General features: G+C 64.3%; 28 protein-coding genes. 13 read left to right on the top strand and 15 right to left on the bottom strand.

Annotated elements, in window-relative coordinates:
• Window positions 1-331: 331 nt before the first annotated feature.
• From QM615_RS14410 to QM615_RS14390, 5 genes are all read left to right on the top strand, one after another.
• Window positions 332-2158 carry a DUF4012 domain-containing protein gene (locus QM615_RS14410; protein WP_283347478.1) on the top strand — a complete coding sequence of 609 codons (1827 nt, stop codon included), beginning with the start codon at window positions 332-334 and terminating at the stop codon, window positions 2156-2158.
• Between the two features lie 25 nt (window positions 2159-2183).
• On the top strand, window positions 2184-2852 hold the full coding sequence (locus tag QM615_RS14405) for an SGNH/GDSL hydrolase family protein (protein WP_283347477.1): 669 nt from the start codon (window positions 2184-2186) through the stop codon (window positions 2850-2852).
• Between the two features lie 161 nt (window positions 2853-3013).
• Window positions 3014-3877, top strand: a complete 864-nt coding sequence (locus QM615_RS14400; protein WP_283347476.1) for a DUF559 domain-containing protein — start codon at window positions 3014-3016, stop codon at window positions 3875-3877.
• 451 nt (window positions 3878-4328) lie between these two features.
• Entirely contained in the window at window positions 4329-5438 is a 1110-nt protein-coding gene (locus QM615_RS14395; protein ID WP_283347475.1) for a GGDEF domain-containing protein, read from the top strand.
• A 339-nt stretch (window positions 5439-5777) separates the two neighbouring features.
• Window positions 5778-6992, top strand: coding sequence for an EAL domain-containing protein (locus QM615_RS14390; protein WP_269595040.1), 1215 nt, complete (start codon window positions 5778-5780; stop codon window positions 6990-6992).
• A gap of 144 nt (window positions 6993-7136) precedes the next feature.
• Here QM615_RS14390 and QM615_RS14385 read toward each other — a convergent pair whose 3' ends face one another.
• The 9 genes from QM615_RS14385 to QM615_RS14345 all read right to left on the bottom strand — a co-directional run bounded on the left by QM615_RS14385 (window position 7137) and on the right by QM615_RS14345 (window position 13851).
• On the bottom strand, window positions 7137-7358 hold the full coding sequence (locus QM615_RS14385; RefSeq protein WP_269595039.1) for an ANTAR domain-containing protein: 222 nt from the start codon (window positions 7356-7358) through the stop codon (window positions 7137-7139).
• 135 nt (window positions 7359-7493) lie between these two features.
• Window positions 7494-7802, bottom strand: coding sequence for a WhiB family transcriptional regulator (locus QM615_RS14380; RefSeq protein WP_037193923.1), 309 nt, complete (start codon window positions 7800-7802; stop codon window positions 7494-7496).
• A gap of 105 nt (window positions 7803-7907) precedes the next feature.
• The gene (locus tag QM615_RS14375) at window positions 7908-9035 is read right to left on the bottom strand and encodes a cation:proton antiporter (RefSeq protein WP_269595038.1); all 1128 of its coding nucleotides are present in this window, start codon (window positions 9033-9035) and stop codon (window positions 7908-7910) included.
• Between the two features lie 15 nt (window positions 9036-9050).
• The gene (locus QM615_RS14370; protein WP_068055050.1) at window positions 9051-9251 is read right to left on the bottom strand and encodes a hypothetical protein; all 201 of its coding nucleotides are present in this window, start codon (window positions 9249-9251) and stop codon (window positions 9051-9053) included.
• A 152-nt stretch (window positions 9252-9403) separates the two neighbouring features.
• A complete protein-coding gene (locus QM615_RS14365) occupies window positions 9404-10438 on the bottom strand; it encodes a zinc-dependent alcohol dehydrogenase family protein (protein ID WP_269595037.1) in 1035 nt (344 codons plus the stop codon).
• Complete coding sequence (locus tag QM615_RS14360; protein WP_283347474.1) at window positions 10435-11907, bottom strand: bifunctional aminoglycoside phosphotransferase/ATP-binding protein; 1473 nt, start codon at window positions 11905-11907, stop codon at window positions 10435-10437. The genes QM615_RS14365 and QM615_RS14360 overlap by 4 nt, the downstream gene beginning before the upstream one ends.
• Before the next feature lie 45 nt (window positions 11908-11952).
• On the bottom strand, window positions 11953-12549 hold the full coding sequence (locus QM615_RS14355; RefSeq protein ID WP_283347473.1) for an Rv1733c family protein: 597 nt from the start codon (window positions 12547-12549) through the stop codon (window positions 11953-11955).
• A gap of 118 nt (window positions 12550-12667) precedes the next feature.
• Window positions 12668-13552: a universal stress protein gene (locus tag QM615_RS14350; RefSeq protein WP_283347472.1), complete on the bottom strand. Its 885-nt coding sequence runs from the start codon at window positions 13550-13552 to the stop codon at window positions 12668-12670.
• A complete protein-coding gene (locus QM615_RS14345; protein ID WP_283347471.1) occupies window positions 13546-13851 on the bottom strand; it encodes a three-helix bundle dimerization domain-containing protein in 306 nt (101 codons plus the stop codon). The genes QM615_RS14350 and QM615_RS14345 overlap by 7 nt, the downstream gene beginning before the upstream one ends.
• 197 nt (window positions 13852-14048) lie before the next feature.
• Between QM615_RS14345 and QM615_RS14340 the strand changes: the two genes are divergently transcribed.
• Window positions 14049-15527, top strand: coding sequence for a DUF4389 domain-containing protein (locus QM615_RS14340; protein WP_283347470.1), 1479 nt, complete (start codon window positions 14049-14051; stop codon window positions 15525-15527).
• Here the strand turns inward: QM615_RS14340 and QM615_RS14335 are convergent.
• Complete coding sequence (locus QM615_RS14335; RefSeq protein WP_283347469.1) at window positions 15453-16226, bottom strand: sulfite exporter TauE/SafE family protein; 774 nt, start codon at window positions 16224-16226, stop codon at window positions 15453-15455. The two genes, QM615_RS14340 and QM615_RS14335, sit on opposite strands and share 75 nt — an antisense overlap.
• A gap of 130 nt (window positions 16227-16356) precedes the next feature.
• On the opposite strand from QM615_RS14335, the gene QM615_RS14330 reads away from it, so the two are divergent.
• The 4 genes from QM615_RS14330 (at window position 16357) to QM615_RS14320 (ending at window position 18933) form a co-directional block, all read left to right on the top strand.
• Window positions 16357-17736: an MBL fold metallo-hydrolase gene (locus QM615_RS14330; RefSeq protein ID WP_283347468.1), complete on the top strand. Its 1380-nt coding sequence runs from the start codon at window positions 16357-16359 to the stop codon at window positions 17734-17736.
• Between the two features lie 29 nt (window positions 17737-17765).
• Window positions 17766-17939 (top strand): DUF8730 family Cys-rich protein, encoded by a 174-nt coding sequence (locus QM615_RS22460; protein WP_502941880.1) that lies wholly within the window; start codon window positions 17766-17768, stop codon window positions 17937-17939.
• Window positions 17940-18004: 65 nt separating this feature from the next.
• A complete protein-coding gene (locus QM615_RS14325) occupies window positions 18005-18436 on the top strand; it encodes a hypothetical protein (RefSeq protein WP_143536621.1) in 432 nt (143 codons plus the stop codon).
• The gene (locus tag QM615_RS14320) at window positions 18433-18933 is read left to right on the top strand and encodes a flavodoxin domain-containing protein (protein WP_283347467.1); all 501 of its coding nucleotides are present in this window, start codon (window positions 18433-18435) and stop codon (window positions 18931-18933) included. Before QM615_RS14325 ends, QM615_RS14320 begins: the two co-directional genes overlap by 4 nt.
• On the opposite strand, the gene QM615_RS14315 is transcribed toward QM615_RS14320, so the two are convergent.
• Window positions 18908-19360: a DUF1003 domain-containing protein gene (locus tag QM615_RS14315; RefSeq protein ID WP_094670288.1), complete on the bottom strand. Its 453-nt coding sequence runs from the start codon at window positions 19358-19360 to the stop codon at window positions 18908-18910. The two genes, QM615_RS14320 and QM615_RS14315, sit on opposite strands and share 26 nt — an antisense overlap.
• Window positions 19361-19616: 256 nt before the next feature.
• On the opposite strand from QM615_RS14315, the gene adhP reads away from it, so the two are divergent.
• The 3 genes from adhP (at window position 19617) to QM615_RS14300 (ending at window position 22245) form a co-directional block, all read left to right on the top strand.
• Complete coding sequence (gene adhP / locus QM615_RS14310) at window positions 19617-20627, top strand: alcohol dehydrogenase AdhP (RefSeq protein ID WP_283347466.1); 1011 nt, start codon at window positions 19617-19619, stop codon at window positions 20625-20627.
• 115 nt (window positions 20628-20742) lie between these two features.
• The gene (locus QM615_RS14305; RefSeq protein ID WP_094670287.1) at window positions 20743-21507 is read left to right on the top strand and encodes a GAF and ANTAR domain-containing protein; all 765 of its coding nucleotides are present in this window, start codon (window positions 20743-20745) and stop codon (window positions 21505-21507) included.
• A gap of 150 nt (window positions 21508-21657) precedes the next feature.
• On the top strand, window positions 21658-22245 hold the full coding sequence (locus QM615_RS14300) for a hypothetical protein (protein ID WP_283347465.1): 588 nt from the start codon (window positions 21658-21660) through the stop codon (window positions 22243-22245).
• A 22-nt stretch (window positions 22246-22267) separates the two neighbouring features.
• Here the strand turns inward: QM615_RS14300 and QM615_RS14295 are convergent, their stop codons facing one another.
• Genes QM615_RS14295 through QM615_RS14280 form a run of 4 tightly spaced genes read right to left on the bottom strand, consistent with a single transcriptional unit; the run spans window position 22268 to window position 23958 of the window.
• Window positions 22268-22693, bottom strand: a complete 426-nt coding sequence (locus QM615_RS14295; protein WP_283347464.1) for a VOC family protein — start codon at window positions 22691-22693, stop codon at window positions 22268-22270.
• 10 nt (window positions 22694-22703) lie between these two features.
• On the bottom strand, window positions 22704-23147 hold the full coding sequence (locus QM615_RS14290) for a universal stress protein (protein ID WP_283347463.1): 444 nt from the start codon (window positions 23145-23147) through the stop codon (window positions 22704-22706).
• A complete protein-coding gene (locus tag QM615_RS14285; protein WP_283347462.1) occupies window positions 23144-23701 on the bottom strand; it encodes a flavodoxin domain-containing protein in 558 nt (185 codons plus the stop codon). Before QM615_RS14285 ends, QM615_RS14290 begins: the two co-directional genes overlap by 4 nt.
• 38 nt (window positions 23702-23739) lie before the next feature.
• Entirely contained in the window at window positions 23740-23958 is a 219-nt protein-coding gene (locus QM615_RS14280) for an SHOCT domain-containing protein (RefSeq protein ID WP_283347461.1), read from the bottom strand.
• Between the last annotated feature and the right edge of the window lie 27 nt (window positions 23959-23985).

Genomic DNA, 23985 nt, shown 5'->3' with positions numbered 1-23985 from the left:
GACAGATCCAGCTGCTACCTTTCGATTCGTTGTGGCCGGTCACAAACGGTCGCAACGCTCGTAGGTCCGTCTGTATCCCGTCGGGGGTACTTCACAACAGGAGTAGTTATGGACGCATTCATCGCCAAGATCATCGTCGACGTCATCCTCGGGCTCATCGGCAGCGGAAGCGCCGAGAGCGGCAGCACCGCAGTGAGCGCATTCCTCGGTTCCTGACGTTCGAGGGCTGCGCCGGTGCGACGCCGGCGCAGCCTGCTCCGACAGAGTCGTGTCGCGCTGCGACGGCACCGTTTGTACTCTTGGCCGGAGCGAAAGGGGCCCGCACCACGCCATGGGCTACGACAGCGACAACCTGGACGGTGACGGCCCTCGCGGTCGCAGTAGGCATCGACGAGCCGGGAAGAAGAACTCCGGTCGACGCATCCTGCTCGGTTTCGGTGTGTTCGTCGTCGTGGCGCTCGGACTCGGTGCCTGGCTCGCTTACACTGCCAATGCCGCATACACCTCCCTCGATCAGGCCCGCGAGCATGCCCAGGCGGCAAAAAGTGCACTATTGACCGGGGATACGCAGAAGGCCGACACCTCCGTGTCCGACGCGGTGCGTACCTCGACCCAGGCGAAGGACGCCACCGATTCGTTGATCTGGACGGCGGCCGCCGCAATTCCGTACGTGGGCCAACCGCTGGACGTCGTCTCGCAGATCACCGACGTCGTCAACGGGTTGAGCGTGGATGTGCTGACACCCTCGGTGGAGGTGGGCACCACCCTCGATCCGAGTCGGCTGCGTGGGCCCGACGGTTCCATCGACATCGCCGCCCTGCGCGACGCCTCGCCTGCGCTGTCTCGGGCGGCGGCTGCAGCGGAGGTACTCGATGCCCAGGCCGAGGCAATCGAGGAACCGACATTCGTCGATCGGGTCGGTGAGGCGCGAACTCGGTTGCAGGATCAGACGCACGAGCTGACGTCCCTGCTGACGAACACGAACATCGCGGCCGAGGTTCTTCCGGCGATGCTCGGGGCGGACGGCCCGCGCAATTACTTTCTCGCCTTCCAGACACTGTCGGAATCCCGCGGAACAGGCGGATTGATAGGCGGATTCGGCATCGTGCGCGCCGTGGACGGGAAGGTCGCGGTCGACTCGCTGGCCAGCAATGCCGAGCTTCGGATTCCGTACGACCCCATCGATCTCGGCCCGGACTTCTTCGACTTCTACGAGAGCCGCTTTCAGCCCACCCAGAACTGGCAGAACAGCAACGTCAGTCCGCACTTTCCGTACGCGGGTCGGATCTGGCAGTCGATGTGGGAGCAGGAAACAGGCGAGCGTCTCGACGGCGCGTTGGCCACCGACCCGGTCGCCCTCGGTTACATCCTCGACGCCGTCGGACCCATCACGATGGGCGACGGCGAAGTGATCGACGGATCCAACGTCGTCCGGATCACGCAGTCCGACGCCTACTTCCGCTTCCAGGACGACAATGCCGCACGGAAGGCCTACCTGCAGGACATCGCCGCCCGGGTGGTCGCGAAGATGCAGGGCAACATCGGCTCTCCCAGTGCGCTGCTCGAAGCGCTCGGCAAAGCCACTAGTGAGGGCCACATCTCCGTGTGGAGCGCGGACCCGGCACTCCAAGCGATCCTCGGTCCGACCGAGATCGGCCACGAAGTTCCCGACAGCCCCGACCCGTACGCCGCGGTGGTGGTGAACAACGGTGCGGGCGGCAAGCTCGACTACTACCTGCAGCGCAAGGTCACCTACTCCGCGCAGTCCTGCGACGGCCCGACGCGTACCACCCGCGTCGTCGCCGAGACTACCAACAACGCTCCGCTGCAGGACTACACCACCTACATCGCCGGCAGACAGAACGACTCCACCCGATACGACGGACCTCCGGGAACCAACCGATCGGTGGTGGCACTGTACGCAACTCGGGGCGCAACGTTGACCGACGCCACGATCAACGGAACTCCACTGTTTCTGCTGACCGCTGCCGAACGGGGCCATCCGGTGTTCTACGTGCCGGTCGTCATCGAACCGGGACAGACCAAGACCATCGAGTACAACCTCGTCGAACCGACTGTCGCCGGCGAAGCGCAGGCACCGGTTCAGCCGCAATCGGCTCCAGCACCGACGGAAGTGGACTTCCCGGACTGCTCGTGATCGCCGGTAGGGCAGAATCCCCGGCGTGCGAAGAACTCGACTGTGGATCGCCGGGGCACTCGGGGTGGCTCTGGTCGCCGCGCTCGTGGCAGGACCACTGAAGAAGCCGGCGCTGACGGTCCGCAACGCACACTGCTTCGGGTGGAGCGTCAACGACACCGGCCCACGATTGGTGACGCTGGGCGACTCGATGGCGCAAGGCAATTCACGCGTCGACTGGGGGATTCACGGCAACACGTCGTGGTACTCGTATCTCGTGTGCGGAGACGATGCCCGCGCAGCCGACGGTGGCAATCTGGGAATCAACGGCGCGACGACGACGCAGATCCTCGCCCGAACCGACGACGCACTGGCGGCGAACCCGGACATACTCGTCGTCAACGGAGGCACGAACGACCTCGCCCGGTCGGTTCCGCTTCCCCGGATCGTCGACAACCTACGCACGATCCTGGACCGGGCACGCGACGTCGACACGGTCGTGATCGCCACGGTGCCGTCGTCGCGCACGGTCAGCGCCGACGACCTGAACGACGACATTCGAGCACTGGCCGCCGAGCGCGGCATACCCGTCGCCGAATTCGCGCCGCTGCTCGACCGGCCGGGAGCCACCTTCGACGGGGTGCACCCCACCGCGAGTACGGCTGCGGCCATGGCGGCCGCGGTGGCTGCGGCAGTGGACGCATCGCGGACGTAGCCGGTTGGCAGCGTTCAGAAGCGTGCGCCGAACGCGGGATTCCGCCGATGAGAGTCGGTACTGAACGCTGAGGTGCGGGCTGCCTGTGGATAACCCCGAACTATCCACAGGTTTCGAAAACAGCACTGGCGCAGGCGTCGTCGATCGTTCACCGTATCGGCATGGGGGTACACACAGCGGTCGACCTGATGGCTCGGGGGATGAGCCGCAGCACCATCTCTCGGAGAACGGCGTCCGGGCAGCTGATTCGAGTGCTGCCCGGAATCTATGCGACCAGCAAACCCGAGTACATCGACCTGTGCACAGCGGTTGCTCTGTGGAAGCCCGGCGCTGTGCTCAGTCATCTGACCGCTGCGTGGGTGTGGGGGTTGATCGACGAGGAGCCGACGCAGGTCACGGCGACAGTGCCGACCTCGACCCGGCAGCACGCGCCGGAGTGGGTGAAGATCCATCGACGACGCGTCCCCGAGGCGGACCGGTGCCGAGGTCTTCCGGTGGTGACGTTGGCCCAGGTGTTCGTCGACGTGGCGGCCACTCTGACGGGTGAGGAGTTGGAGCGGTTCTTCGACACGGCGATCGCGCGGCCGGCTCTGCGACGTCGAATCGCGACGGAATGCGAACGATCTCGCGGGATGCACGGCATGAAGGCAGTACGGAGACAATTGCGACTGTGCTGCCTCGGCACCCGATCCGAGGCCGAGCGAGTGGTGGCTCGGGCACTGTCCGCTCGACAGTTCTTCATGGAGATCAACGCGCGGGTTGGTCCGTATTTCGGCGACCTCGTGGACTTCCGGGCACGGGTGATCGTCGAAATCGACGGACGCGAGTTCCATACGTCGAGCCGAGCGTTCGACGGCGATCGTCGACGCCAGAACCGGCTGGTACTTCAGGGGTGGCTGGTTCTGCGCTACTCCGCTGTACAGGCCTTGGGCGAAACGCGACGCGTGGTCGACGAGATCATCGAGGTGGTCCGGCGTCGTCGACGTTCGATCGATGCAGTCGGCCGAGCGCTGCCGCGGACGTGAGCGTTCAAAAGCGTGCGCCGAACGCGGGATTCCGCCGAGGAGAGTCGGTAGTGAACGCTGAGGTGCGTGATCAGAGGCGGCCCTGTTGGACCGCGATGACGACGAGGGCGATCACAGCAATCGTGAGGATTGCTAAGAGCGCCAAATGAACTGGATCAGTGGAACCTGGCGGTCGAACCCCGTTCGAACCCCTTTTCTGGAGCATGTCACAGACTGTAGGTCACTTTCTCGGTTTGTGCACAGTATGAGTGGTACAACCGAAAACCACTCCTTTGCGAGCTCGCACATATGTTCGACAATAGGTACAGTCGAGTGCGGCGGAGCTGGGAGGGAAGCCCGGCTCCGCCGCCCGATCCGTGCCCCGCAGGCAAGTTCTCGAGTTCGCAGACCGGGTGATTCGTCTGTGGTTGACTTGGCCCTCCAGGTCGGGATACCAGGAAAGCTCTGCAAGGTGAACGGTCTTCGTCAGTGGTGGTCGCTTCCCGTCGACTACGGGTGGAACGTTGCGTATGCGCGTTCGCAACGAGGATTGGACATCACCAGGGTTCTCATCGGAATCCTGTGTTGGCTCTACGGCGGTGCCGCGGCGATCGCTCTGACCATTCCGGGGTTCGCCGACAGCAACTTCGCGCGCTGGCCCCTGTGGTTCACCGTCGTCACAACGGTCCCGGTGGGGTTGATCTGGTTGATCGGCGGCTGGCCGAGCTGGCGCGTGTCGATCGCATTCGTGCTGTACGCCGACATCGTGCTCGCGGCTGTTCTGCTCACCACCGATGGACCGTCCGCAGTCCTGCCCATTGCAGCCCTGTTCACGGTCATGGGCGCTTATGTCGCGGGGTTTCACGGGCCCAAGTTGTTGGCGGTCCATCACGGCTTCGCATTCGTCACCGCCGTCACCATCTACGTCTCGGCAATGGTGAACGACCCGGCGGAGCGTCTACAGACCAGTCTCTACTTCGTCATGCTGATCCTGGTGATGTTCGCGGGACCGTTGATCGGGCATTCCTTCCTCATGCTGTTGCGCCGAGACGCCACCGGCGCGTTCTACGATCCGCTCACCGGCCTGCGGAACCGTCGGGGATTCGATGCGGCGATCGGCAACCTGGAATCTCGATCCGGTGCGAACATGTCGCTGGTCGCCGTGGTCATCGACATCGACAACTTCAAAGCGGTCAACGACCGATACGGCCACGAGCATGGAGACGCGGTCATCCGGACGACCGCGAATCGCATCCTCGAGGTCTTCCCGGCACCGGCAGTCACGGTTCGACTGGGCGGCGAAGAATTCGCGGCCGTGTGTGTCGACGGCCTCGATACGGTGGTCGAACAATCCGAGCGATTACGAGTTCGTCTGTGCGACGGCACCGACCCTGCACCGTTGACCGCGTCGTTGGGCATTGCCCGTGCCGTGGTCGAGACGGGGGACGTCGAGTCCGCTGTCAACGAACTGCTGGGCCGCGCCGACGAGGCGATGTATCAAGCGAAAAGGCTCGGCGGCGACCGCGTCGCCCTCTACGGAGGCGATTCGCTGTCGAGCGGTGACGTGAACGAACTGCAGTGACGACGCCGAGCCGAGGTCCGCGTCGAAATAGTCACAATGCGGTCGGTACGTTTGTTGTTTGCCGTGGTAACAAAATTGGGCTTCGGTTCTGAAAGTCCACTCCGTCATGGGTTTTCGGCCCGATTTCGAGCCCTGAGGGTTCCGAGCCGCGCGGTCGACTCTGGGAAAGTTCCGTTATCGGAGCGTTATGCAAAGTTATCCAAACGAGATAGTTGTGGTGTCTGTCGTGACACCTCCGTCGTCCACCATTAAGACAGCGAGAAGAAACTACGGAAATCAGGTTTGAAGATCAGCCAACCCCCACGTGACGGGGGTCGTTTTTTCGTGTCAAACTGTGGTGTGACGTTCGCGCTGGCCGAAGCAGGATCTGCAGTCGACACGGACACGGGAGAGCTGACGGTGCAACCGTATTTCGCCCCGGTCTGTCGGCTGGACAACGGCGCGCTCGCAGCGATCGAAGTTCAACTGCGAGGTCCGCAGAACGGCCCGCTCGCCTCCGCCGACGCGCTTAAGCGCGCCGCGAGAGCAATGGACGCCAAGCGGGAACTCGACGCCCTCGCGTGGGGAGTGGCTCGGATCAATCAGTCGGTGCGGTTGCCGATGCTCGTCTCCATGGACGTCGACTCCCTTGCTGCACTCGATTCCGCCACCGAGGAACAGTTGCGCCGCGACATCGTGGTCGTCACCGAGGCGGCACTCGTCGACAGTCCGGCCCGCACCCTCGCCGCGATCGACAAGGCCAGGCGTGACGGCAAAGTGGTGGCCGTAGACGACGTCGGTCGTCGGCCGCAGTCGATGACCCTGCTGCCGCTCATCGAACCCGATGTGATCATCCTCGCCGGATCGATGGTCTCCCGGCGTCCCGATCTCGCCACCGCACGTACCGCGCATGCCGTCTCGGCTCAGGTGGAACGAACCGGCGCGGTGGTGGTGGCCAGCGGAGTCGACACTGCACTGCACCGCACTCGCGCACTCGGACTCGGAGCGACCTACGGGGTGGGTGAGCTGTATCCGGCGGCCGAGACCACCGAGGAGCTCCCCGCGGACGCCGCGGAGGTGATGCCGCCGTTCCCGACCTCGAGTACGCCCGCTGTCGCCGCCGAGTCGCCGTACGCCATCGCGTCCGCAGGAAAGACAGCCACCCGCAGCACCAAGCGTCTACTGGTGGCGATGAGTACGTCTCTCGAGATGCAGGCTGCGGCCGCAGGGCCGGAAACGTTGGTGCTCGGTACTTTTCAGCGAGCAGAGCACTTCACCTCGACCACCCGTGCTCGTTGGGTCTCGATGGCCGAGCAGATCTCGTACGCCGGCGTGTACGGCGTTGGCATGGGCTACGTACAAGAGGGCGGCATCATGCATGCGCCCCTCGATCCGACGGATCCGCTCGTGGAGGAGTGGAACGTGGTGGTGTTGGGTCCGCACTTCTGTGGAGTGCTCGCAGCGATCGATCTGCACCGCGGGGAAATCGACGCCGATCGTGAGTTCGACTATGTGATGTCGTACGACCGCGCGACAGTAGTTCGTTGTGCGCGTGCGATTCTCGCGCGTTTCTGACACGACGACGACCGCGTTCCCGGACGGAATGTTTCGGGCAGCCATGGCAGGGCATACGGCACAGCAGGTAATGAAGTAGTCCGGACTGCCGCATTGCTCAGGCCCCGTGCGTTGAAAAAGCAGCGTACGGGGCTGCCTGAACAGTTACCGCGCCGACGAAGCCGTGTCCACCAACTCCTGCGCGATGTCGCGAAGCTTTCGGTTTGTGCCCTGAGATCGGTCGACGAGCAGCGCGAACGCCGCATCGGCGGTGATGCGATGTATTGCCATCAACATTCCCTTGGCCTGTTCGATCGGTGCTCGTTGCGAGAGTGCCCGTTGAACATCGTTCGGTAGCCCGAAGTCGGTTGCGTTCGCTGCGGTCATGCAGACATTGTTGCGCGACTTGCTCCGACGCAGGTCAGGCCCGAGAAGACGCGCCGAAGACCTGCCGAACAGAGCTGTCCACGTTACCGACTTCGTATTGTTCCGTGATCGCGGTGTTACAGAACCTCGGCGCTGTCAGGCGGCGGGGTTGGACAGCGGCCGTCCGATCAGGAACTCGAGAGTGCGGTAGGCGTCGGTCCGCCGCCCGTTGCTCGCATTGTCGTGATACGCGGCACCGGCGACGACCACGCCGACCGGAATACGGCCAGACTCGATATCGCGCGCGGTCTGCTCGGCGCAATTGCGCAACACCGGGCAGTCGGCGCACAAGCGCCATGCCTTCTCTGCGCGCTTGCGTCCGTGCCGAGGAAGTTGTTGCGAGTCGTAGGCATCCATGTCTTCGATGCACGCACCCTTGAGGCGCCAGACCTGGTCATCCGTCATCGTCATGATCCGTTTCGCGTCGTGCCGATCGTTCCAGGACCCATGTTCCCCGTCACGCGGAACTCGAAACACCCAAATGCCTTGCGCCGCCGCAGGCCCGCAGGGTCAGACAGGACGACGAGCGGCGACCCGCGACGCTGCGGCGGCCGCCGCGATGGTCACCAGTGCGCCGAGCACGATGGCAGGGCCTTCACCGGGAGCCAGGACTCCGCTCTGCGCGCCGAGTGTCACGGCCGAGACCGGAACGCCCAGCTGGGCTGCCGCGAGTATCCCGAGTCGGGTGGGCTGGCCGGTCAGGCGCATCGCACCGTGCACCGCGATGGCACCGAAGCCCAGGACGAGTCCCAGCACGATCATGTTCGGGTGACTGGCAAGTGCACGCAGATCGAGGGATGCACCGAGCCAGACGAAATACAGTGGTCCCAGGAATCCTTCGGTGATGGCGAACAGCTGTTTGGCAAGGCGTCGCGGTTCTCCGATGGCGGCAACCGCAACGCCGAAACCGAAACCGGCCAACATCACCGAGGCGTGGGTGTGGACGGCGAGTGCCGCGAGGCCGAAGAGCAGAACCAGGTTGAGTCGCAGTTCGAGCGCGAGTTTGCGCTGAGCAGACACCCGATGCACGCGGCGGCGCAGTCCCGAGATGTCGAAGTGTCGCAGGACGACGAAGATCACCGCGGCAGCGAGCAGAACCGTCGCAGATCCGAATGCGGCCGGACCGGCCCGCTGTGGATCGATCACGAGGGGCAGCGCGACGATGCAGACGGCATCGGCGAGCGCGATCTGCGGCAGGAGGGCCATCAGGCCCGGAGCGGTCATCGCGGTGGATTCGACGATCGGCATGATGACTGCGGCCGAGGACGACGCCATCAACACCGCGTACAGACCGAGGTGAGGCGGATCGAACGCGGCGGACACAGCCCAGCCGAGCGCGGTTGCCAGCAGCCCGACGGCCACCGCCCGTGCAGTACCGACCCCGAGGCCGATGCGCAGTCGCGGATCGCGAATCGGAACCTGACTGCCGGCCACGAACATGACGAGCGCAAAGCCCACCTGCGCGAGGAAGCTCAGCGTCTGCTCGCTCGGGTCGACTACGCCGAAGCCTGTGTAGCCGAGTGCAATTCCGGCGACGAGTTCTCCGATGACGACGGGTATCCGAAGCCCGCGTGGAAGCGCCAGCAGTGGGCCGAACAATCCCACCGCGGCACACAGGGCGAGCGTCTCGAAGGTCATGCGCCCGCGCCGGTGTCAGGCAGAGTTCAGCGTCGGGCGTCGACTCGACGGCAGCGCCGACGCAACGAGATCACGAGGATGCAGCGCCCCCTGCTCGGTCATCATCACCCGCATCCGATACTCGACCACACGCAATTGCGCAGCCAACGGGCTACGCATCAGCGCGAACTCGTAGTCCGTACCGGCGGAGCGGAATTCGGTGTCGAGATCGGTCATGTCATCGTCTCCTCGAACGTGGGTGATTCGTGTCGACGAGTTCAAGGACGACAGTCTCGAGCGTACGACGGCACACGCGCCGTGCCGTCGGCACAAAGGCTCTCTTTTCGAGGACACTCGGCCCTTCTCGTGGTGATCGGCGTTGCCGACGTTCACATCACGATGACTGCGGCGCCCGCGAACCGGCCGTGCCGCAGATCGCGCAGGGCATCCGGTGCTCGCGAAAACGGGTACTCCGTGGTCTGCACCGTCAAGTCGATTCGACCGCAGATCTCGAGGAATGCCCGTGCATTCTCCCTGGTGTTCGCCTCGACACTGCGCAAACGTTTTTCGTGGAACAGGTGCCGCTGGTAATCCATGGCAGGGACATCGGTCATGTGGATACCGGCCAGGACGACGGTTCCGCCCGGCACGAGTGCCTCGAGCGCTGCGGGGACGATCTCACCGACCGGAGCGAACACGATCGCTGCATCCAGTTGCTGCGGCGGGGCGGCGTAGGTGTCCTGTGCCGAGTCGAGACCGAGGGACAGCGCGAACTCGCGCGCAACAGGATCCCTGGTCATCACATGCACCGTGGCACCGGCCGAGCGGGCGAGCTGCGCGACGATATGGGCGCTGCCGCCGAATCCGTAGAGGCCGAGTACGCCTTGTTCGGGGAGCTCGGCAAGCAGCAACGCTCGGTAACCGATGATTCCCGCGCACAACAGGGGCGCGAGTTCGGCATTGCGGTATCCGTCCGGCAGCGTGAGAGCGTAGTCAACGGGGACAACCGCCCACTGCGCGAAGCCTCCGTCGTGATCCCAACCGGTGTAACGGGATTCGGCGCACAGATTCTCCTTTCCAGCGGTGCAGAACGAGCAGGTCCCACACGTGTGCCGAAGCCACGGAACCCCAACTCGATCTCCGATGCGAAAGGCAGTGCCGCACTCCTCGCCGAGGGCGGCAACGACCCCGACTATCTCGTGCCCGGGGACGACGTGAGGTTCGTGTACCGGAAGATCGCCCTCGACGACGTGTAGATCCGTCCGGCACACCCCGCAGGCCTGCACCGCGATCAACAATTCTCCCGATGTGGGGACGGGACGAGGTTCGTCACACAGATGCAGCGGAGAGTCGTCGACGGAGCCAGGAACGCTGGTGCGCCAGAGCTTTCCGCGTTCTTCCGTACCGGGGATCGAAGAGTTCACGAAGTGGCCACCGCGGCAAGTGAGTCGGCAATCGTCCCGGAGGTGTCGATCACGGTTGCACTCGGCCAGGGGCGTCGGGCACCGGCCATGGCGTCGTACACGGCCTGCGACGCGTCCGAAGCGCCGCGTGGGCGGGTCGCAATACGTTCGAGGGCAACATGTTCGGGCGTTCGGCATTCGAGCTCGACAAGATCGCTGTGGGTGCCGGCGGCCAGTTCGAGCGCGTGCTCGCGCGACTTCTCGTCGTTCCACGAGGCGTCGATGACGACCGAACGGCCCATCCCTACCTGCTCGCGCGCTCGGTGCATCAATTCGGCATAGGTGGATGCTGCCTTCTCGGGGGTGTACAGCCCGCATCCGACTGCCGACGGATGCGGAGACCGTGGATCGAGTCCCGCGCTCTCCTTGCGCACCACATCGCTCGACAGCACCACCGCCCCGGTGCGTTCCGCGAGTGCGGCGGCCACCGTGCTCTTGCCGGTGCCGGGCAGGCCTCCCACCAACGTGATGGTGATGGCCGACGACGCCAGGTGGTCCAGCGCGAGTCGCATGTGGGCGAGCGCGTCGGTCTGCGAGGCCGGATGACCCTGATGAAAGCGAAGGCAGGCGACCTTCGCGCGAACCGTTGCGCGGTAGGCGATGTAGTGATCGATCAGAGAGCAGGGAGGATTGTCCTCGGTCGCCTCGAGATACGACGCCACGAAGCGGCGAGCCGCGTCGGGGCGTCCTTGGAATTCGAGATCCATTGCCAAGCAGGCGACGTCGTCGATTCCGTCGAGGAAGCGCAGTCGGTCGTCGAAATCGAGACAGTCCAGTATTCGTGGGCCGTCCGGTAGGCAGAAGATGTCGTCCGAAAGAAGGTCCCCGTGCCCGTCGACTATGCGGCCCCGCGAGATCCGATGGTCGAAGAGGGCCGCACGACCGGCGACGTAGCGAAGAGATCGATCCTCGAGCTCGTCGACGAGTGCGGTGTCGATGACGCCGACCGCGAGTGTGCGCAGCTCGCGAATGTTGTTGCGCCACCGCTCGTCCAGAGCGCTCTGTCGCCCCTCGTCGTCGATGCGGGTACTTCGAGGACTGTTCCGATGGGCAACCGCGACAGTCTGCGCGACGAGGTCGACGACGGTGCCGATATCGTCGCCTGCCGCGGCGCGGGTGGACAACCGGGTGGAATCGGGGAGGCGTCGCATCTTCAGCAGTGGTTCGGCAGGCCCGCCGCCCGGATCGGTGAGCTCGGCGATACCGATATATACATCGGGCGCGAATCGGGAATTCAGTACGAACTCGCGGTCGCATGCGGTCCATCGGGAATCGACGGTACGGAAGTCGAGGAAGTCCGTCTCGATCGGCTTCTTCATCTTGTAGGCGACATCACCGAGTAGAAACACGTAGGCGCTGTGCGTTTCGTGGACCTCTGCGGTGCCGACGACCGCCGGGCCTGTTCGGTCGCAATCAACTACTGCAGGCATTGTGCATCCTTCGATGGTTTATGGAAAAGAACAAGATCGACGGCACTACCGCGAAGGATGGTCGCGGTCCTGTAGAAAGTGTTGCCAGTCCCTGTCCCACTGCCGCATTCGTGAACGTTCGCCGGCCCTGGTGGTGAGATAGACGAGACCACCGACGACGACTGCACCGAGGAACCACACGAACACGGCCGTGGCAGTTCCGTTGACGACGGCACCGGCGGCGGTCTCGGGAGCGCGTACGCGGTTTCCGTCCGCGTCGCGCCAGATCGGAGTCGTCTCACCGATCTGCACAGCGGACGGCACCTGGGCCGATCCCGACCGGATGGAGCCGTCCGGCGCGCTCCACTGCACAGTCGCGGTACCGCTGGCGGGCACGGCACCGTCCGTCTCGGACCGCTCGGTCCTGACGGAGTCGACCACCCGGGCATCGACTCGAACGTATTCTGCGCGTTGCTGTTGCGCCCGCAACGACAGGTCGCTGTACGTCACCGAACCGATCGTCGCTGCCACGGGAATCAGCAGCAGGAGCACCGCGATCCCGACGGCGAAAGCCGCTCGTTCGATCCTGTCCGGCAGCCGCATCAGTGGATTGGAGATCCACGGACTGTGTCGCCACCACCGGTGCGCGAGTTCCGAGAACATGGCCGTCACCTACTCCCACCCGAAGTGCATTCGTCTACTACGAGTCTCCGGCGTCGAGCAGCGGATCCGGAAGGGCACAAGGTCCCGATGACCCGGGGGCTGTCGGCAGTTCGAGGACTCAACGCACCACGAGAATCGGGCAGCCCGACGCATGCACCAGCGACTGGCCGACCGATCCGGTGAACGGACCCGTCCATGGCCCTGGCCCGCGGCTGCCGACCACGAGGAGGTGTGCGGTGGCCGATGCGAGTCGAAGCTCGTGCTCCGCGGACGCGTCGAGCAGATGCAGGTGCACGTCGACCGTGGGATGCATGGACTTGGCAGCGTCGAGGCGTCCGCCCAGCCATTCGAGTGCTCGGATCTGTTCCAGCTCAGCGTCGTTCGTGACAGGCCGACGGTGGGGCGATCCGACGTGCAGCGCGGTGAGTGGGACCTCGAGTGCATCGGCGAACCAGAAGGCCGCCTCGATCGCTCGGGTGCACGAGTCGGAGTGATCGACGCCGACGACAACCGGAGAGGTCGGCGTGAGATCCGCGTGCTGGGGGCGCCACACCAGGACCGGACACGACGATTCTTCGACGATGCGAGTTGCATTGCGGCCGAACAGCACATCTCGGATCGGGCCCGATTCACGACCTCCGATGACGATCAGATCAGCAGTGTGCGACAGCGCGCCGAGAACGGAGGCGATGGGATCGTCCGTCAGAATCGAATCGATTGCGATGCGGGGATCGAGACCGAAGAGTTCACGGCGAGCCGATCGGAGAAGGCGTCGACCGTGCAGTCGCTCCAACGACCGGGCCGATTCGCGGGAGGTGAGTGCGTGCACTAGCCGAATGCGTGCCCCGGTGACAGAGGCCAGGCCCGCGGCCCAGGACAGGGCGTCGCGGGACTTCACGGTGCCGTCGAGCGCGACGACGATGTCACCCCACTCGTGCTTCGTCCAGAAGCCGGGGGCGACCGGGTTGTCCGTGGGTTGGTGTCGCGGCTCTGCGCTCACCATGACCGGCCTGCCATGGGCGCCAGGGTACGGCGTATCTCGGCCGAAACGGTCTTCAGATCGTCGTCGATTGTTCGTTCCGCGTGCAGGCGCTCTAGTTCGACACGGGCACGATTGGACGTCAGTGGGAACAGGTGGCCGTGGACGCGCGCGGTGGCGTACAGGCGGTCGTAGGTGGTGCGGACTGCGTCGTCGACGACTGCGCGCGTCAGATCGGGGAACCTCGCGGCGAGCATCGCGGCAATCGATGTCAATTCGTCGTGCAGCAGTCGGGTGGTCGGTGGTGCGTCGGTGATGGTCATGAAGATCGGTTACCTCGCGCTCGTGGAGATGGAGTGCTCCTGCCTCGAGCGTGCCCGGCGCGCGTCGTGCGATGTAGGGCCTTTTGTCGACGAGCTCGTTACCGAAGGCCCCTCTGTCCTGTGATGCCGCCTCGTAGCGTCGTCCACGCTGCACGATGACCCGCGCCTCACGAGCTGTACCGACCGAAGGGCCCGTCATGGGAACGAACAGAGTTTTTGCACTCGTCATCGGATGTGTGGTCTCACTCGTCGCCTTCGCCGTGCTCGGCGTCGGCGTGCTCCTGTTCTTCGGTTACGTCGCGCAGGACGACGAGGGGCGAATCAGTTTGCCGACTGCACCGTTGACGACGGCCTCGAGCGCACTCGTGTCCGAGGATGTCTCCCTTGTCGATTCGATCGACCCGCAGGTATCGGACCGGGTGACGGTCTCGGTCCGAGTCGCTTCGTCCGATCCCGCGCGTGAGGTGCTGATCGGGATCGCTCCCACTGCCGATGTCCGCGACTACCTCCGCGGTGTGGCACACACCGTGGTGACCGATGTCGAGTTCTTTCCCTTTCGGGCCGGATACGACAACGTCACCGGAAGTGACACCGCTGCTTCGCCGCTGGATCAGCCGTGGTGGTTCGACCGTGCAAGTGGCACGGGGACAACAGAACTGGAGTGGAGGCCGCAGGGCGGCTCGTGGACGATGGTCGTCATGAATGCCGACGGGAGCGCCGGCGTCGACGTGGACGTGAGGGCAGGCGTTCGAGTGCAGTCACTCGGACCGGTGGCTGCTTCCGTACTGGCAGCGTCGGCGCTTCTTCTGGTGCTCGGTGTCGGGGCGATCGTCTTCGGCGCCTCCGGGCTCGGCAGGCGAACGGCTTCCGAGACCGCGGCTGAATCGAAGCCGCTCGACGAACCGGACACCCTGCTCAGCGCTACCGAACAGTCTCGATATCCGGTGGTGCTCACAGGCACACGCCCGGAGTCGCTGTCCCGGGGGCTGTGGCTCGTGAAATGGATTCTGGCAGTGCCGCACTACATCGTGTTGGTCTTTCTCCTGGCAGGCTTCTTCGTCACGACCTTCGTCGCAGGGTTGGCGATCCTGTTCACCGGGAGGTACCCGCGTGGGTTGTTCGACTTCAATGTGGGAGTTCTCCGCTGGGTGTGGCGTGTGCAGTTCTACTCGTACTCCGCGCTGGGTACCGACCGCTACCCGCCGTTCACGCTGCACCGTACGGATCATCCCGCCGACCTCGTGGTGGACTACCCCGAAAAGCTATCGCGCGGCAAAGTTTTGGTGAAGTGGTGGCTGCTGGCGATCCCGCACTACCTGGTGCTCTCCCTGCTGGCGGGAGGCTGGTACGCGGGCTTCCGCATAGCGGGTAACGGCGGGGACGCCGGGGTTACGGGCCAGCCGTACATCTTCGGCTCCGTTCTCGGCGTGCTCGTCCTCATCGCCGGAATCACGCTCCTGTTCACCGGGCGCTATCCGCGAGGCCTGTTCGACCTGGTGCTCGGCATCAACCGGTGGGTGTTTCGCGTCGCGGCCTATGCGGCTCTGATGACCGACGAGTACCCGCCGTTCCGGCTCGATCAGGGGCCGGACGAGGTCGAATCAGCTCAAAAAGACCGCGTCGACGACGACGTATCCGGCCACGGCGAACACGAGGTAGGCGAACAAACGTTGTAGCCGTGCGGTATCGACTCGACTTCCGAAGTGCGCGGCCACGAGGGAGCCGACGATCGCGGTGCCTGCGAAGGCGAGGGTGATCGACCAGTCGATGGTCGTACCACTCAGGTGTGAGAACAGACCTGCGACGGAGTTCGCGACGATGATGACCAGCGAGGTTCCGACAGCGACCGACATCTCTATGCCGAGCATCAGCACCAGTACCGGAATGATCAGGAAGCCGCCTCCGACGCCGAACAGCCCGGTCATGAATCCGACGGCAAGACCGGCCGGAATCGAACGTGGTGCGCAGCGTCTCCAGTTGATGCCCGATGTCGATGTCTTGCAGGCTGTTCCGATATCTCCCCGCTCGGCGAGCATCCGCGCTCCTGCGGCAACCATCACGGCGGCGAAGCCGAGCAGCAGAACCCTGTCCGGAAGCAACCGGCCGAGTGCACTGCCGGCGAACGTGGCGGGAATGCCGGTCGCAGCGAACACGGCCGCCAGCCGCCATTCGACTCGGTGGGCTCGCAGCTTCGGTATCACTCCTACTGCGGAGGCGGTGCCGACGACGATCAGCGAGACGGGGATCGCTTCCTCCACGCCGAGGCCGAGGGCGAACACGAACACCGGGACCGCAAGAATCGATCCGCCTCCACCGAGTAGGCCGAGCAGAATTCCGATCACTGCACCGAATCCGAGCGCCAGCGCCAACGTCATCGTGTGTTCACTCCCATGGTTGCTGTTCTCTTTATACCCCAAGGGGGTACTTGACATACCCTAGGGGGTATTGCACACTGTGTCTACCGCCCCGCGAAATTCGCCCGGAGACAGCCAGATGGAGGAAATCATGATTCTCGAGCAGTACTACCTCGAATGCCTTTCCCACGCTTCGTATCTGATCGGTGACGAGAGCACCGGACGCGCGATCGTCGTCGATCCTCGTCGCGACATCGCCGAGTACCTGGACGATGCGGCGAAATACGGCCTCACGATCGAGGGCGTCGTCAACACCCACTTTCATGCAGACTTCGTCTCGGGTCACCTCGAATTGGTCGACGCGACCGGCGCGTGGATCGGCTTCGGTGAATCGGCCGAGACCGACTACCCCATTCGAAGACTGCGCAACGGGGAACGTCTGTCCCTCGGCGAGGTCGAACTCGAGATCTTGTCCACTCCGGGTCACACCTGGGAGTCGATCTCGGTCTTGGTTCGCGAGCATCCCGGGGCCACCCCGACCGCCGTGCTCACCGGAGACTCCCTGTTCATCGGCGATGTCGGGCGACCCGATCTCGTCAATCTCGGGGACGGGTCCACCACCGACCTTGCCAGAGCGATGTATCGGACGGTCCACAACACACTGCTGACGCTGCCCGCCGAGGTCGTCGTCATGCCCGCCCACGGAGCCGGCTCGTCCTGTGGCAAGAACCTGTCCACCGAGTTGACCTCCACCATCGGCGAGCAGCGGGCGACCAATCCGTCGGTGCAGCCGATGACCGAGGATGCTTTCGTTGCGCTGGTCACCGAAGGTCAACCGGCGGCTCCGTCGTACTTCTCCGCCGACGCCGCGATGAACAAGCAGGTGCACCCGCTGCTGTCTCCGAGCCGCACAATTCCTGCGCTGACGCCGGAGGAGGTCCGAGGCGAACTTTCCGCCGGCACCCGAGTGCTCGACGCGCGGAGTGTGGACGACTTCGCGGCCGGTCATCTTCGGGGATCGGTCAACGTGGGTTTCGACGGTCGCTTCGCCGAGACCGGCGGCATGGTCGCGGAGATCGGCGGACGGATCGTTCTCATCGCGTACCCGGGGGACGAGCAGGAAGCCGCGCTGCGGTTGGCCAGAGTCGGCTCGGACAACGCGATCGGCTACCTGGTGGTGGACCGAGACGGAACCTTCCCTGCGGAGCTGACCGAACTGGTCGAGACCGCTCCACGCACCACGGTGGAGCAACTCGACGCCATGCTCGCAGCGGACGAGGTGACATTGGTGGACATCCGTAATCCGGGTGAACGCGACCTCGGCACGATCCCGGGAGCGACACCGATACCCCTGGCGCAGCTGCGAACTCGACTCGAACAAGTTCCGACGGGTAAGCCGATCGTGGTGCACTGTGCAGGCGGCTGGCGTTCGAGTGTGGCCGCATCCTTGCTCCGTGCTCAGGGATTCGAGGACGTCTCGGATCTGCTGGGTGGCTACAACGCCTGGGCCGACGCCCACGTTCCGGCCTGATATTTCACCGAATCGTAGAGGAGAGAATCATGTGTTATCCCGTCACTTGCAACACCTGCAACAAGACCGGCTGGGGTGGTTGCGGCAACCATGTCGACGACGTCATGGCCACGGTGTCCGTGGCCGACCGCTGCACCTGCGGTGAGGCATCAGCGTCACCCGTCTCTGAGCGTCCGAGCATACGGTCGTTGTTCGGTCGCTGAATCACCCTGGGCAGCAGGGACCTTGTGCCCTAGTTCAGGCGGTGCGCTGCAGCCAAGCTGAACCGATGATATCGACAACGCGGGTGGCCACCGAACGCACTCGACGCTGGCCGTGGCTCGGCGCAGTCTGCGGAGGTGCATCGATCAACGCGTTCGGTGCCGCGATCGGATTGGTCTCGGGTGCAATCGATCCAAGTCCTTACGTGCAGGGGACGTTGCCAGTCACGCTCACAGCGCTCTCACTGGTGTTGGTCGTCGGCATACCGATGGGGCTTGCTGCGGCGTCTGCCTTCGCAGGCGGCGGACGGTCGGGCCCGATGGCTCACATCGCCGGCGTGCTCCTCGTGGCCTGGATTGTGGTTCTAGCGGCCGTGACCGGTGAGACGAGTTGGCTGCTGGGATCGTTCGGTGTGCTGGGTCTCGTCATTGCTCTGCGCGGTTGGCGGATGACGGTTGCCGCGGGAAAGTCCGCGTATCTTTTGTCGGACGACGTATGAGGTTGCTGATCTGCACCGCGGGTCGGCATGGCGCGACCCACAGTCTGGGCCAGGAAATGGGGCGAGTCTTCGAGCACGAGGGCGTCGACGTCGACATCCAAGCCCCGGAATCCGTGACCCGCGTGGACGGTTACGACGCGGTGATCATCGGAAGCGCCGTCTACTCCGATCGCTGGGTTCCGGCCGCCAAGGCTTTGGTCGACAGGGTGTCGAGATCCGAACATCCACCCATCTGGCTGTTCTCCTGTGGACCGCTGCACTCGAGCGACCGGCCGGTCAACGTCATTTCCGACGCGGCACACGCGGTGTCGGTGTTGCATGTCATCGCTCACCGAACGTTTCCCGGAAGGCTTGATCCCGACAAACTTTCGGTGGGGGAGCGTCAGATCTTCGACAACTCCGGTGCAGTCGCCGGAGACTTCCGCGACTGGGTGCTCGTATGCAACTTGGCCCGAGAGATACTCGCCTGTCTCACGGCTGGGACACCGGGCTCGTGACCTTCTGAGATCTGCCTGTACCGAGACGCTGAGCGGATGGGCAGACGTGCTCGTGTATCTCGGCTGCCAACTGCGCCACCGATTCGGTCAAGACCGTATTGGCCTCGATCATGTCCTGGAGTAGCGCGGTGTTCGAAAGGGTATGTACGGCAACCTCACTGCTCACCGAGTCCGCACGTTTTGCCGAGATCAGCAGAATCGCTCCCTGTAGTCCCGCGATCATCGACAGGAACAGGTTGAGCAGGATGAAGGGGTAAGGGTCGAATCCGTCGCTCTGGTTGTAGGCGGCCCACAGCGCCATGGTGCCCAGGAACAGGAACACGAACGGCCAGGAGCCCATTCCGTTTCGGACGTAATCCGCCGCTCGCTCACCGGTGGTCAGTGCGTCACCGGTTCGGACCCCGGGGTGTCGTCGCCACAGGTTCATTGCTCGCAGGTGTTCGATCGGGAGTGTGCAGCAGTATCCATGCTGCCGAGTGTGGCCGAGGTCGGCGACCAGTGCCAGGGACGAAAGCCCCTGCTTCTCGGGCCTTTCTGCTCCCGACCTGTCGGTTCGGGATACGTCCCGAACCTGCGGTGACTTCCGGCCCTACATGCCGAGTGTCGCAGCGCCGACCATCGACGGTGTGCATTGCTCGATGGTCGAGAACGGCATTGGTTTCGATAGTTGGAGGAAGTCCACGATGAAAGCTGCTGTTGTCACCGAGTTCGGCGGACCCCTGGTCGTCAATGACATCCCGATTCCGGAACCGGCACCCGAGCAGGTGCTGGTGAAGATGGAGACGTGCGGGGTCTGTCACACCGATATCCATGCTGCGCAGGGGGATTGGCCGGCCAAGCCGACCCTGCCGTTCGTTCCCGGGCACGAAGGCGTCGGAGTGATCGAAGCAGTCGGATCCCAGGTGTCGAAGGATCGAATCGGCGAGCGGGTCGCGATCGCGTGGCTCGGTTCGGCCTGCGGCGAATGCGATCATTGTGTATCGGGCTGGGAGACACTGTGCGAGAGGCAGCAGAACAGTGGCTACTCGATCGACGGGGCATACGCCGAATACGCTGTGGCCCATGCGAAATACGTCGTCCGCGTTCCCGACGGCATCTCCTCGTTCGATGCCGCTCCGCTGACCTGCGCCGGCGTCACCACGTACAAGGCAGTCAAGGTCGGTGGCGTCACACCGGCACAGCGCGTGGCCATCTTCGGCGTCGGCGGACTAGGTCACATGGCAGTGCAGTACGCCAAGATCGCCGGAGGATTCGTCACCGCCGTGGACATCGAGGACGAGAAGCTCGAACTCGCTCGTGAACTCGGCGCAGACCACACCGTCAACTCGGCGACGACCGATCCGGTGGCGGCCATCCAAGATCTCGGCGGAGCCGACGTCGCCATCGTGCTGGCCGTCATCCCCAGCGTGTTCGATCAGGCATTCCGGTCCCTGCGACGCGGCGGACGGCTGGTGTGCGTGTCGATGCCCGCGCACGGTGTGTTCCCGGTTCCGATCTTCGAGACGGTGGTCGGCGGTATCTCCGTCCTCGGTTCGATCGTCGGCACCCGAAAGGACCTGCGTGAGGTGTTCGCATTGCACGAGGCCGGGCGCACCACGGTATCTGCCGTCTCGCGCAAACTCGACGAAGTGAACGAGTGCTTCGACGACCTCATGGGTGGCCGCGTCACCGCTCGTCAGGTGTTCGAGTTCTGAGCGCGCATGGCCCCGATCTCGGGTCGATGTTCCCGTAATGTCCGAAACGCCGTAGGGTTCGGAAGGGCAGACACGTGCTCGATCAGCATGTGTGCTCACTACGAATCGAGCAGCGATGCACGCGGAGAACCCCGCCCCGGAGCAACCCGTCACCGACGAGTTCGACGACGATTTCGCCGCCGCCCTGGCCGGGCTCGGTCGGTTGGCGATGAGCACGATGTCGCTACCGGAAACCCTCTCGCACGTCGCGGAATTCGCGGTGCGTGCCATCCCGGGTGCCGATGGAGCCGGGTTGACGTTGTTGCATCCCAACCTTCCCGCCACGATCGTGGCCAGCGAGGATTTCGTCCGTGTGGTCGACGACATCCAGTACGGACTGGGCCAGGGTCCGTGCATCACCGCAGCGAAGGAGGGCATCACCGTTCGGTCGGGTTCGCTCGACGCCGATCCGCAGTGGCCCGAGTTCGGACCTCAGGTGGGCCGGCTGGGTGTGCACAGCGTGTTGTCGCTGCCGCTGATCACCAAGTCGGTGGTACTCGGCGCGATGAACGTCTACGCGCACAAGCCGAACGCCTTCGATGATCGAGCAGCCGAACTGGGCGAGTTGTTCGCAGTGCCCGCGGCGATTTCGGCTCAGAATGCCCGTGCGTTGGACAGTGCAGTGCAGCTGACCGAGCAACTGGAAAAGGCATTGGGCAGTAGAGCCGTGATCGATCAGGCCATCGGCATACTGATCAGTAGAACCGGATGCAGTGATGCCGAGGGATACGACAAGCTTCGAGACATCAGTCAGACCGAGCACAAGAAGATAGCTGTAGTGGCCCAATCCATGGTCGCCGAGGCGATGAAGGTGGCACGCGCGCGTCGCCGACGCACATAGACCGGACAAAAGCGCGTAGCGTCGACTATGCGGGTGCAATCGAGGCATGGACTCCGACTTTGGCCTCGCGCCTGCACCGGACGATGGAGATCCATCGTGGCAGGATTCACGGAAGAATCGAACAGGCGGTCGGGCCGCACGGGATTCTCGATGAAATTGCAGCCTCGTCTGCTCGCCGATCTGGCGCGATTGACCACAGCACTCGACAGCTCCACCGTCGACCTCGCACAACTGGTGGACCGACTGTCCGCGGATATCGACGCGGCCGTATCGGCCGTGGTCTCGATAACCCTCACCGTGATCGTCGAGGGTGAGTACTTCGAGGTGTCGGCGTCGACCGGGAACAGTGCCGACCACGAGCCGGCATCATCGCTCAGGCTCACCCTCACCGACCCGCTCAGCATCGGGACCGAGAAGTATCTGCTCATTCTGTCCGGCACCGCAGGCGCTCTCGTGGACTTCGCCGCCGATGTGAGTTTCACACTCGGACTCGGCGGCGACTCCGCAGTTCTCGATCGACACCTGCGCGGTGCGGGCGAAGAGGGGTCCGCTCACGCGCTCGCGTCGGTGAGCGAGGTGAATCAGGCGATCGGAGTGCTCATCGCCGGCGGGCGCAGCGCGGCGGAAGGCCGTGCCGAACTGCACCGATTGGCAGCGCAATCCGGGACGCCCACAGCCGAAGTGGCTCGAAGAACCCTGCGTGACGCACGCGGATGGTTTCCGCGGCAGGGTTCCTGACCCACAGTGTCACCGCCGGGATTCAGCGGAAACGATGCTCGATGACGCTGCGAGGCAACTGCAATGGGCTCGGGTAGGCCACGAGAACCCTGTTGCCGTCCGGATCGCACCCGTGGACGAAACTGACTCCGTCGGCTGTGTGAATGTACGTGGACGGATAGTGCTTGCGGAGCCGAGCCCCGATCTCGTTGAGTGACTCGGCGCGTTGAGCCGACCACATGATCTCGCTGACTCCCAGAGCTGTCACCGGTCGCGGCAAAGACAGTGGGTCGGCGTGCAGATAGATCTGAAAGCCGTTTCGCGCCAGCAACAGTGCGGCGTCCGCTTCTCGGAGGGAGACGGTGAACTCGAACACCGAGCAGTAGAAATCGATGGACCGCTCGAGTTCCCGCACCCTGATCAGCGCCGATGCCACGGCCACCGTCGCAATGTGCGACGGTGTGGGCACGGCGGCCCCGCTAGTGATGGTCCCTCGCATGAACCACCAGCACTGGGCAATGTGCATGCTCCGCGCACTGCGAGCTGACAGATCCGAGGAGCAGTCCGACGAATCCGCCGTGCCCTCGGCTGCCGACAACGAGAATCTCGGCGTCATGGCTGGCCTCCAGCAGGACTTTTGCTGCAGAACCCTGTCTCACAACCTGTTTCAGGCCTGCGGGCAGATCGGTGCCGAACGCAGCAGCGGTAGCCTCGGCGAGAATCGTCTCAGCGTTCTTCGCGGGCTCGACCTCGACGACATAGCCGGTGTCCATGTACGGCTGGTACTGCCAGACAGTGACTGCCTCCAACGTGGTCGACAAGGCGGTGGCCAACTGCTGCGCACGTTGCAGGGCGAGGATCGACGAAGGTGATCCGTCGACTCCCACCACGATGGGTCGGCCGGTCGGCTCGGTGTCGGTCATGAGGATGGGCCTTTCTCGGGTGATGAATCTCTGTCGACGGCGGAGGTGGAGGGTGAAAGCCGTTTTGCGAGGACACCGCTGATGTCTCCGGCCCACTCGTCGACCTCGGCGCGTGATCTGTCGTCTCCGTCGCCGGCGTTGATCATTCGGACCACCGCGCGCTCGAACAACGACAACGTCGATCGATCGAGCTTGCCGCCGAACACCTTGTGTTCGATTGCCCAGGACGCCTCGCTCCACTTCGACTTCGCAGTGGGCGGTGTCCCGCTACCTATGGGCCCGCTGGAGAACAGCCACACCGGCCTGGTCTCGAGTTCGGATTGCTCACGGGCGACGAGCGATCGGGCATCACCGAGCCAGCGGCCCATGTAGACGCCACTCCCGAGTACGACGGCGTCGTATTCGGCGATGCTGTCCACATCGGCTGCGTCGCGGACGTCGACCGTGGCCGCCGTGGCGGTGTCGGACAGTCTCGCGGTCAGCGCCGAGCCCAACCACTGTCCGAGCTCGCGGGTGGAACCATGACGGCTTGCCGTTGCGATCAGGATGCGCATGATGCCTTCTGCTTTCATTCTCGAGGTTCGGCGTTCGGTCAGCAATGGAGTTGTGCTGTCAAGAGATCCACGGACTTGCGGTACTGAGCGAAGTCGATATCGCCGCGTGCGTACCGGGCGGCGAACAACTCCTCCAACGTGTCGGGACCGGCAACGGCGCGCGCTCTTGCCCAGGCGGGAGTGCGAGCACCGGACCGCAGCACTGCGAGCAAACACAGTGCTGCGACAGCGAAAGCGAATGTGAGGGAGAGTGTCATGCCGGTCGGTCCTGTCGGTGGTTGCTC

Source organism: Rhodococcus sp. IEGM 1341 (assembly GCF_030056895.1).
In the GTDB taxonomy this organism is placed as follows: domain Bacteria; phylum Actinomycetota; class Actinomycetes; order Mycobacteriales; family Mycobacteriaceae; genus Rhodococcoides.
Note: the sequence above shows the minus strand (reverse complement) of the source record. Positions and strands in the feature narration are given on the sequence as shown.